Raw genomic sequence first — 10106 nt, forward strand, 5'->3', positions numbered from 1 at the left:
GGCTAACCCGGCGTCCTGCCGGGTTACCCACGGATTCAAGCCTGCGTTCGGCCAGCGTGGTTTAACGGGGCGCCTGAGATCAAAAGCAGATCAAAAGCCAGAGCCAGAGCGACTCGCTTCGCATCGTGATTACGGTTGGGGGCTACAGAGTTGTGTAGATACCTATGCTTCAGCGGGAGCAAGCTCACTCGCCACAGGGAGCTGTCTGGTTTATTCGACTCGCAGCACAATCTTGCCGATATGGTCGCCACCTTCCATGCGGGCGTGTGCCTGGGCGGCGTCGGTGTATTCGTACACCTTGTCGATGATCGGCAGGCAACGCCCTTCGCTCAGCACCGGCCAAATGTGTTCACGCAACTGCTCGGCGATGGCGGCCTTTTCTTCGCGGGTGCGTGCGCGTAGCAGGGAACCGGTGATGACCGCACGTTTGCCGAGTATGGTCAGCAGGTCCACCTCATTGGCCTTGGCGCCACCGAGGAAGCCCAGTATCACTAGGTGGCCGTCCATGCCCAGGGTCTTGAGGTTGTTGTTGAGGTAGGAGGCACCCATGATGTCGAGAATCACATCGACGCCTTTACCTGCAGTTTTCTCGGCGATGACCTGGGCAAAATCCTCTTCGCGATAATTGATCGGCTGCGCCCCGAGCTTGGCGATCGCCGCGCATTTATCGGCGCTGCCGGCGGTGGCGAATGCCTCGATACCGAATTCCCGGCAGAGCATCAGGGCGGTGGTGCCGATACCGCTGGTGCCGCCGTGGATCAGCGCGCGCTGGCCGTTGCAGGCGCCGCCGAGACCGAACAGGTTGGCCCAGACGGTGAAGAAGGTCTCCGGCACGGCCGCCGCTTGAATCCAGTCCATGCCTTCGGGAATCGGCAGCGCCTGGCTGGCCGGCACCGCGCAGAACTGCGCATAGCCGCCGCCATTGGTCAGTGCGCAGACCTTGTCGCCGAGTTCGTATTGATGCACGCCTTCGCCCAGCGCCACCACTTCACCGGCCACTTCCAGGCCGGGGATCGGGCTCATGCCGGGTTTCATCGGGTATTTGCCGGCACGTTGCAGGGCGTCGGGACGGTTGACCCCGGCGGCATGCACGCGAATCAGGATCTCGCCGGGGCCTGCCACCGGCACGTCTGCGCGACGCGGCTGCAGCACGTCGGGGCCGCCGGGGGCGGTGATTTCGATCAGGGTCATTTCTTGAGGCAGGGTCATGGATGGGTTCCTTTAACGATGAGCGTACGGGTTGGGACCATAGCGAGCGGTCGACGGTTCAGCCAGATCATGCCCGCTTCCAGCTGCAGTGCAACCACCATGGCGCCAACCTTCCCCATCGGTCAGGTTTTGCACGAGTGGTTGCGAACCGAACCCATTGAGCGTGCGATAGCGTTCATCCTAGTGTCAGAGAGTTCGCCCCTCAGTGCATCTTGCTATGGTCCATGTGGCTACGATCCATCCCATCCAAACCACGCGCTGGCGCTTCCACTTCGATGGTCTGCTCGGTGCCCTTGGCGTCTTTTACCGTAAGGGTCAGCGGCACCTGGTCGCCTTCCTTGATCTGGCCGGTCAGGCCCATCAGCATCACGTGGTAGCCATTCGGGTCGAGCTTGACGGCTTTGCCTGCGGGCAGGGCTACCGAGTCCACCGGGCCCATGCGCATCACGTCGTCTTTCATGCTCATTTCATGGATCTGCACGTCTTTGGCCACTGGTGAAGACACGCGCAGCAATTGGCTGTCGCTGTCGGCGGTGACGGTCATGAAGGCGCCGCTGGACGGTTGGCCCGGCACGGTGGCACGTACCCAGGCGTCGCTCACTTGCACCTGGGCGCTGGCGTGGGCGGCGAGGCCGAGCAGGGTGAGGCCTAGGGTGAGACGCTTGAGGTGTTGAACGGCAGTCATTAGCAGACCTCCATGACGGTGAGCAGGTCTTCTGCGCACTCTTTAGCGGTAAGGGATGCCTGCAAGCCAAGGCGCAGGTTGCCACGGGTATCGAACACGAAACTGGTGGCGGTGTGGGACAGGGTGTAGGTGTCGCCGGCGGGGATCTTTTCATAAAAGATCCCGAATTCCTTGGCGGCCACGGCGATTTCTTCCGGGGTGCCATACAGGGCTTCGAAGCTGGGGTCGAAGGCCTTGACGTATTTATCGAGTATCTCGGGGGTGTCTCGCTCGGGGTCCAGGGTGATGAACACCACCTGCATGATTTCACCGTCGCGGCCCATCAGCTTCTTCGCCTGGGCGGCGCGCGCCAGGGTGGTCGGGCAGACCGCCGGGCACTGGGTGAAGCCGAAGAACACCACGGGCATCAGGCCACGGTACGAGCTCAGGGTGACGGTTTCGCCGTCGGTGTTCTTGAGCTTGAAGGTGCGCCCCATGATCTTGTCACTGAGGTCCTTGCCGTACTTGAAATCCAGCTTGGGGCTGTAGTCACAGCCGCCCAGCAGGCTGCCCAGGCCCAACAGGCCCATGCCGGTCAGCACTTTGCGGCGGGTGAATAACGTACTCATCAACTGTGCATCCTGTGAAACGCCTGAATGGCTCTGGAGTTGCCCACCCGGCTTTGAAAAGGAGTAACGAGAAGGGTGCAGAGTCTAGCAACCCTGGGCCCCGGCGTAATCTGCGACGTTCTGCCACAGGTGCGCGCTGCGCTCTATCCTTTTGTGGCTTCGGTGGTAGGGTCGCGGTGATGAAATCGAGCTGCCTCGAGCGGGCGCTGATCGCCTGGGCCCTGTACTCCTGCGTACTGGTGAACCTGTTCCTACGCGGTTTGGGGGCATGGGCACATGATCGGTCAACAGCTTGATGGCCACGGCGGCCAGTCAGGCGCAGTGGACGGCGGTCAGCCGATAATTTTCCGACAAGGGGTGGGCTGGCTTGTCTTGCAGCAACATCTCGAACTACTTTGCCTGCCTCGTATGCAGCGCTGTTACCGTCGCAATCGTATTTTGTCTGGCCTGGTTGCTGAGGATAAGGCGTCAGGGCCGGTAAACAGGCCCTGGCGCTTGCGCCAATCAAAGCGCAGACAACGTGACCAATAGGCCTTACGCAGCCATTGGTTTACTCGTCATGGCCTTTTTATGAGCCGCTTTCATCGCTTCCATTTCAGCCCCGAGTTCCTCCAGCACCGCTTTGCCCAGAAGCTTCCTGGCCTCTGGAAACATCTCGGTTTCTTCTTCTTCGATATGGTGCTCCAGCAGCTCCTTGACCACTTTGACTCGACCGGAAAACTCGGTGGTGGACGGGTCGGTCTGCTTCAGGTCGGGCAGCACCAATGAGTCGACGGTGCGGTGCTCTTCCTTGGCTTCGTGGTACATGATGTCTTGTTCCTTGCCGCCGGCTTTTCTGAAAGCAGGGTAGAGAATTTCTTCTTCCAGCTTGGTGTGCAGGGTGATTTCCATCTCCAGCTTGGCCAGCAAGTCGGTGCGTTTTTTCACCCCGCGTTCGGTGGATTCGCTCAATTGGGTCAGCAGGGTCTTGACGCGTTCGTGGTCGGCTTTGAGAAGGTCGATGGCATTCATGTGGAACCTCACGGGTAATGGTCGGGCATGTCGAAACGCACGCCTCGTGAGTAAGCTCATTGCATCACGCGTACCAACTTCTCAGGCCAGTAAATTATGTTTTAAATCAAATGGATGGCGTCAACCCGTCGGGTGGTTGTCGTGCAGCTTGCATGATCGGGGGTTGCCGGGATTGCACAACGCACAACCGCCGCCGCCGTTGAAGTGCGTTGCTGAACAATTCGATGGAACCCCTGGCGCATTTGCTTGACCTAACCCTTAGACTTCAGGAGGTGAAGCATGCAAATTGAATATATCTGGATCGTACTGGCAGTGATTCTGCTGCTGTTGGAACTGTGGGCCATCAACATCGTGTTGCGCAGTACCGGCGGCTGGGAGACCAAGGGCTTATGGGTGGTGGTGCTGATCTTCGTACCCCTGCTGGGGCTGATCGCCTGGGCGATGTTCGGGCCCAAGCGCGAGATGGCGCAACCACGTAAACACTGAAGCGTTCAGTTAAAAAAACAGGCGCCCCATGGGGCGCCTGTTTTTATTGCGGTGGACGGATCAACCCGCAACAGCCTGGGCAATCGCCTCATTGAACGCCGGCAAATCGTCCGGCGTGCGTGAGGTGATCAAGGTCCAGCCATTGGCCTTGCATTTCTTCACCTGGGCGTCGACCACACTGGCGGCGCCAGCGTTCTCCAGATCGATACGCACGCTTTTAAACGCAGTCAGGGTCTTGCCTTTGACCACGCCCGCGTCGATCAACGTCCACGGGCCGTGGCAGATGGCCGCGATGGTCTTGCCGGCCTGGGCGAACTCGCTGATCAAGCGCAGCGCGGCGCTGTCCTGGCGCAGGGTATCGGCATTGACGGTGCCGCCAGGGATGACCAGCGCGTCGAAGTCGCTGCCGATCACGTCCGACAGTTGCACGTCGGATTCCACGGTCTGGTCCTTTTCCGTATCGCCCACGAAGGTCTGGGTAGTGCCACCTTTGCTGGAGGCGTGCGTCACGGTCGCGCCGAAACCACGCAGGGCTTGCAGAGGCTTGAGCAGTTCATCGCGCTCGATGCCGGTATTGGAGGTGATGATCAGGATTTTCTTACCGTTGAGTTGCGCACTCATAAGCGGGTGTCTCCTGTTTGGGTAAGTGAATTAATGGGCGTATTTGCCTTGCAGCGCCTTGGCTTTTTCCAGGTGTGCTTCAAGGGTCGGCAGGGTCTTGGTGGCGAAAGCTTTCAACTCGGCGTTGTCCGAGGACTCTGCTTCCTTCTTGAACAGTGCGACGGTTTTCTCGTGGGCGTCCACCTGGTTGTTGGCGTAGGCCTTGTCGAACGATTCATCGCGCATTTCCAGGATGGCTTTCTTCGCCTTGTCAGTCAGGGCGGCGTCATCCGGTACTTCGATATCGAGTTTTTTCGCCAGTGCCATCAGTTCCTGGTTGGCCTTGGTATGGTCGGTAATCATGTGCTGCGCGAAGGTCTTCACGTCCGCCGAACTGCTTTTTTCCAGCGCCAGTTTGCCGGCTTCCACCTCGGTGATACCGCCCTGGGCGGCGCTCTCGACAAAGTCGTTGGAGGTGGCGGCCATCGCGGTGGAAATCGAGCCTGCAACCAGCGCGAATGTCAGGCCCATGTGTTTCATCAGTCGAGTCGTCATGGTGTCTCTCCTTGGAAATGGCGTGTTGCCGTTACGAGACTGTTGAACCGGCGCCCGGGTAAAAGGTTTAAATTTTTTTTGCACGCATTGACCGAACGGCAAGCGTGGCAATTTCCTTGAACTAATCCAAATTCACAGGGTTCTGCTGCATAGGGTCGCCACTGTGGGTGACCTGTCATTACCAGGAGATAGCACCGTGACTGATCACAAGCCCGCCGATAAAACCCCCGCGCCCGTCAGTTCCGAAGACGCGCAAAAGGGCAATGCCGACGACACTAAAGGGCAGTCCCTGGAACGTCCGAACCCCAGGACCGAAACCATCGATAAAGTGGTGACGCCTACCTCGATCAAGGACCTTGAGCGCCAGACCGATGCGATCAATGAGAAGCTCAGCAAGGGACAGCTCAGCAAGGGGCAGTGAGCATGGCCCGTTCCATCAGCGCGTCGGAACTGGGAATCGAGCTCAAGCCTGGCGATGACAGCAGCCTGTTCAAGTGGTTTATCGCCAGCTTCCTGATGGGCAAGCGCATTCAGGCGCCGATTGCCGCGCAGGCGTACAGGGTGATCATTGAAGAGGAGGGCCGCGACACGCCGCGTAAATTGCAGCACTGCACGTCGCGGCAACTGGTCGCCATGTTGGGACGCGCGCATTACGTGCGTTACGACGAAACCACGGCCCAGCGCCTGTTGGACCTGAGCGCAAAACTCAATGCCGATTACAGCGGCAGCATCACCCGGATGCTTGAGGCCAGCGACGACCGCCAGGCGTTCGAAAGGCGCCTGGGTGAGTTCGACGGCGTCGGGCCCAAGACCATCGAGATTTTCATGCGCGATGCGGCCACGGTGCTGTTTTGACAGCACCGCTGTATGTGGGCTGTGCTGGCTGGAGCCTGCCCCGCGAGCATTGGCCGGCCTTCCTTGGGCAAGGCACGCATCTGCAGCGCTACGCTTCGCGTTTCAATGCGGTGGAAATCAACAGTTCGTTTTATCGGCCCCACTTGCCGAAAACCTACGCGCGCTGGCGCGATTCGGTGCCTGCGGGGTTTCGTTTTTCGGTCAAGATGCCCAAGCGGATCACCCACGAGCTGCGCTTGCAGCAGTGCGCCAGCGCCCTGAACGAGTTTCTCGCGCAATGCCTGCAACTGCACGAAAAGCTCGGTTGCCTGCTGGTTCAGCTGCCGCCGTCCTTGAGTTATGAACCGCTGGTTGCCCGCGCCTTTTTCGAGGCGCTGCGCCAGGGTTTTGCCGGCGCCGTAGTGCTGGAGCCGCGCCATGCCAGTTGGCTGGCGGCTGGGAGTCTGTTGCGAGCCCTGGAGATTGGCTGGGTCACCGCCGACCCCGATGTCATTGCCACAGGCGATGCCTGGCACGGCGTGCATTATTGGCGCCTGCATGGCTCGCCTCGCATTTATCACAGCGCTTATGGGCATGAGCGGGTGCAGGCGTATGCGCGGTTGTTGCGCCAGTCGATGGAGGAGGGCATTCCCACCTGGTGCATCTTCGATAACACCGCCAGCGGCCATGCGATCGCCGATGCCCTGGACCTGCTGGACCTTCATCGGTCGCACCTCCCGACCTGATTGAAAAAAGCCTCGCCGGTTTACCTGGGCCGGGGCAGGGCGCCGCCGTGTACAGCTCGCGAGATAAACGCAATGGCTGGTTGCCTGGGCGATCGCCGGTTACTCTCTGGGTTCAGTTCAGGGAGAGGTGACCCGATGTCGTTGATCACAACCATCGAAGACTTACGCAAGCTTGCGCAAAAACGTGTGCCCCGCATGTTCTACGACTACGCCGATTCCGGCTCCTGGACTGAGAGCACCTACCGGGCCAATGAAAGCGATTTTGCCCGTATCAAATTCCGTCAACGCGTGGCGCGCAATATCGATGAACGTTCGATCCGCGCCAGCATGATTGGCCAGGACATGGCCATGCCGGTGGCGCTGGCACCTACCGGCCTTGCGGGCATGCAGCACGCCGATGGCGAGATCCTCACCGCGCGCGCCGCTGCGGCTTTTGGCCTGCGCTATACCTTGTCGACCATGAGCATCTGTTCGCTGGAAGACATCGCCGAGCACGTCGGCCAGCCCTTCTGGTTCCAGTTGTATGTGATGCGCGATCGCGGGTTTATCGAGCGCTTGATCGAGCGGGCCAAGGCGGCGGGTGTTGATGCGTTGGTGTTGACGCTGGACCTGCAGATCCTCGGGCAGCGTCACAAGGATTTGATCAATGGCTTGTCGGCGCCGCCCAGGCTGACCCTGCCGAACATCCTCAACATGATGACCAAGCCGCGCTGGGTGATGGGCATGCTCGGCACGCGGCGTCGTGGTTTCGGCAATATCGTCGGGCATGTGACGGGCGTGGCCGACATGAGTTCGCTGTCGGCGTGGACTGCCCAACAATTTGACCCGCGCTTGAGCTGGGACGATGTGGAGTGGATCAAGAAGTGCTGGGGCGGCAAGCTGATCATCAAGGGCATCCTCGATGTGGAAGACGCACGCCTGGCGGTCAATACCGGCGCCGATGCGTTGGTGGTGAGCAACCACGGGGGCCGTCAGCTGGATGGTGCGCCGTCGAGCATCAGCCAATTGCCGGCGATTGTGGAGGCGGTGGGCAATCGGATAGAGGTGTGGCTCGATGGTGGCATTCGCTCCGGCCAGGACGTACTCAAGGCCATGGCGCTGGGCGCCAGGGGCACGATGATCGGACGCCCGCATCTGTATGGCTTGGGCGCGATGGGCGAAGCGGGCGTGACCAGAGCGCTGGAGATCATCGCCCGTGAGTTGGATGTGTCGATGGCGCTGTGTGGCTATAACGATATACGCGATGTGAATCGCGAGATCCTGCTGCCTGGCACGTTTCCTGACGGCGTTTGATGGGCAAAAAGAAACGGAAAAGTAAAAAGAGTTGTCCACGAAAACCGTGGGTATCTCTGTGGATAACTTTGCAAGGCCCCGGCAGCATTGGCGATTTAACCTGCGATCAATATTTGATCAACTTTCAATGACGGCCAATATGGGCAGGGTTTGCGCTTGACAGGCCTTGGCCAAGCCAGTGCCGAAAAGTGCGTTTATGAGTCACCGTCTCGCCCTGTGGAGTGGCTGACCACCGGTGATGGCATCGTCGTTTGCATCAGCTTGTCCAGCGCCACACCATAATTGCGCCCGGCCAGGCTCATGCTGTTGTTGTGGCCGGCCCCCGGTACCAGTAACAGCCGCTTGGGTTCCTGGGCGGCTTCGAATAACTGCTGGCTGAAACGCGGTGGTACGTAGCGGTCATCAAGGCCGTGCACCACCAGCAATGGCATATGGATATCGGCCATCTTGTCGATGGAATCGAATTTCTGCGACAGCAACCAGCGCACCGGCAGTGAGGTATCGGCAACGGCCGTGGCGACATCCCCCAGGGACGTGAACGTGGATTCGATTACCAGCCCGCGTACCGGCAACGGCACCTGCCTGCTCAACTCGGCCGCGAGGTCGATGGCCACCGCGCCACCCAGGGAGTGGCCGTAGATCAGGCGTTTGCCGGGGTCCGGCTGCAAGGTTTGAAAGCGTTCCCAGGCGATGCGCGCGTCTTCATACACCGTGGTTTCCGAAGGCAGGTCGCCCTGGCTTTTGCCAAAACCGCGATAGTCGATGGCCAGCACCGAATAGCCCAAAGCGTGCAACTGTTCGATGCGAAACAGCTGGCCGGTGAGGTTCCAGCGCACGCCGTGCAGATAGAGGATCGCAGGCGCATCCTTGCGCGCGGCCGGGTACCACCAGCCATGGATATTCTGGCCGGATTTGAACGTGGCGGGCTTGATATCGAACTCCTGCACGGCGCTTGGCAGGCCGGTGTACCAGCCTGCGGTGCCCGGCTCGATGCGAAACACCAGTTCGCGCTCCTTGTGTTGCAGCACGGCGCAGCCGACCGGCAGGCCGACGATCAGCAGGGCCATGCACAGCAGCACAAACCGGCGCAGGCCCCGGCGGGGTATGGAAAAAGCTGACATGAAGATTCCAGTACAAAAGCCAAGCTCGGGTTGTACCAGATGGCCCGGGCAGAGCAAAAATTAATACGACGGCCGTGACGCAGGATTGCTTGCAAAGTGTTGCAGCGACCCATCCGGGCAACCGGCTTGACGCTGCATGGCCTGCACGCGATGCTCCGCTTCTTTGAGCAAAGGCCCGACCATGGACAACAGCCCCGTGCGCATCACCGCCGAAGAAACCCTTTCGGACAACTGGTACCTCTTGAAGAAATACAGCTTCGACCTGCGCCGTCGCGACGGCAGTTGGCAAGCCCAGACCCGCGAGGTGTATGACCGGGGCAACGGTGCGACCATCCTGTTGTACAACCGCGAGCAGCGCACGGTGCTGCTGATCCGCCAGTTCCGCATGCCGACTTTCGTCAATGATTACCCCGGTTACCTGATCGAAGCGGCGGCCGGGTTGCTCGACAACGCCAGTCCCGAAGAACGCATCCGCCTGGAAGCCGAGGAAGAGACCGGGTACCGCGTGGGGCATGTCGAAAAAGTCTATGCGGCCTTCATGAGCCCGGGGTCGGTGACCGAGCGCATTCACTTCTTTACCGGCGAATACCAGGCGGGCGACCGGGTTGGCGCCGGCGGCGGCCTGGCGGAAGAGGGCGAGGACATCGAAGTGCTGGAACTGGGGTTCGAGCAGGCGTTGGGGATGGTGGCCAGCGGGGAGATTGTGGATGGCAAGACCATCATGCTGTTGCAGCATCTGGAACTGCGGATGTTGAAAGAGCGTTGGTAGGGGGGAGCCTGACGAGCAAAATGAGGGAGTGGCGGTGCGACGATTCGTCTTGCCCCCGATGGCCATAGATATCGACACAACGCTGTAGCGCCCACCCGTAACCACGATGCGAAGCGAGTCGCTCTTGATCTTGATCTGCTTTTGATCCTAGGCGCCCCGTTAAACCACGCTGGCCGAACGCAGGCTTGA

Annotated in this window: 13 protein-coding genes; 6 read left to right on the forward strand and 7 right to left on the reverse strand. The window is 60.1% G+C overall.

The window, feature by feature from the left end:
- Positions 1–210 precede the first annotated feature (210 nt).
- The 4 genes from BFP93_RS18720 to BFP93_RS18735 form a co-directional block, all read right to left on the reverse strand.
- The gene (locus BFP93_RS18720; protein WP_065894237.1) at positions 211–1209 is read right to left on the reverse strand and encodes an NAD(P)H-quinone oxidoreductase; all 999 of its coding nucleotides are present in this window, start codon (positions 1207–1209) and stop codon (positions 211–213) included.
- 202 nt (positions 1210–1411) lie between these two features.
- Positions 1412–1894, reverse strand: coding sequence for a copper chaperone PCu(A)C (locus tag BFP93_RS18725; protein ID WP_065894239.1), 483 nt, complete (start codon positions 1892–1894; stop codon positions 1412–1414).
- Positions 1894–2502, reverse strand: a complete 609-nt coding sequence (locus BFP93_RS18730; RefSeq protein WP_065894241.1) for an SCO family protein — start codon at positions 2500–2502, stop codon at positions 1894–1896. Before BFP93_RS18730 ends, BFP93_RS18725 begins: the two co-directional genes overlap by 1 nt.
- Positions 2503–3036: 534 nt before the next feature.
- The gene (locus BFP93_RS18735; RefSeq protein ID WP_065894243.1) at positions 3037–3513 is read right to left on the reverse strand and encodes a hemerythrin domain-containing protein; all 477 of its coding nucleotides are present in this window, start codon (positions 3511–3513) and stop codon (positions 3037–3039) included.
- Between the two features lie 279 nt (positions 3514–3792).
- Between BFP93_RS18735 and BFP93_RS18740 the strand changes: the two genes are divergently transcribed.
- Positions 3793–3999 (forward strand): PLD nuclease N-terminal domain-containing protein, encoded by a 207-nt coding sequence (locus tag BFP93_RS18740; protein WP_065884730.1) that lies wholly within the window; start codon positions 3793–3795, stop codon positions 3997–3999.
- Positions 4000–4059: 60 nt separating this feature from the next.
- On the opposite strand, the gene BFP93_RS18745 is transcribed toward BFP93_RS18740, so the two are convergent.
- Complete coding sequence (locus tag BFP93_RS18745; protein ID WP_065894244.1) at positions 4060–4620, reverse strand: type 1 glutamine amidotransferase domain-containing protein; 561 nt, start codon at positions 4618–4620, stop codon at positions 4060–4062.
- 30 nt (positions 4621–4650) lie between these two features.
- On the reverse strand, positions 4651–5154 hold the full coding sequence (locus BFP93_RS18750) for a DUF4142 domain-containing protein (protein WP_065884728.1): 504 nt from the start codon (positions 5152–5154) through the stop codon (positions 4651–4653).
- Between the two features lie 196 nt (positions 5155–5350).
- On the opposite strand from BFP93_RS18750, the gene BFP93_RS18755 reads away from it, so the two are divergent.
- From BFP93_RS18755 to BFP93_RS18770, 4 genes are all read left to right on the forward strand, one after another.
- The gene (locus BFP93_RS18755; protein WP_065894245.1) at positions 5351–5575 is read left to right on the forward strand and encodes a hypothetical protein; all 225 of its coding nucleotides are present in this window, start codon (positions 5351–5353) and stop codon (positions 5573–5575) included.
- Positions 5576–5577: 2 nt separating this feature from the next.
- Complete coding sequence (locus BFP93_RS18760) at positions 5578–6009, forward strand: DNA methylase (protein WP_065894246.1); 432 nt, start codon at positions 5578–5580, stop codon at positions 6007–6009.
- Entirely contained in the window at positions 6006–6734 is a 729-nt protein-coding gene (locus tag BFP93_RS18765; protein ID WP_141687990.1) for a DUF72 domain-containing protein, read from the forward strand. The genes BFP93_RS18760 and BFP93_RS18765 overlap by 4 nt, the downstream gene beginning before the upstream one ends.
- 135 nt (positions 6735–6869) lie before the next feature.
- A complete protein-coding gene (locus BFP93_RS18770; protein ID WP_065894249.1) occupies positions 6870–8027 on the forward strand; it encodes an alpha-hydroxy acid oxidase in 1158 nt (385 codons plus the stop codon).
- A gap of 194 nt (positions 8028–8221) precedes the next feature.
- Here BFP93_RS18770 and BFP93_RS18775 read toward each other — a convergent pair whose 3' ends face one another.
- Positions 8222–9148, reverse strand: a complete 927-nt coding sequence (locus BFP93_RS18775; RefSeq protein WP_065894251.1) for an alpha/beta hydrolase — start codon at positions 9146–9148, stop codon at positions 8222–8224.
- 181 nt (positions 9149–9329) lie between these two features.
- Between BFP93_RS18775 and BFP93_RS18780 the strand changes: the two genes are divergently transcribed.
- Positions 9330–9917, forward strand: a complete 588-nt coding sequence (locus BFP93_RS18780) for an NUDIX domain-containing protein (protein WP_065884722.1) — start codon at positions 9330–9332, stop codon at positions 9915–9917.
- The last annotated feature ends 189 nt before the right edge of the window (positions 9918–10106 follow it).

This window comes from Pseudomonas sp. 44 R 15, from assembly GCF_900004965.1.
GTDB classification, from domain to species: Bacteria; Pseudomonadota; Gammaproteobacteria; order Pseudomonadales; family Pseudomonadaceae; genus Aquipseudomonas; species Aquipseudomonas orientalis_A.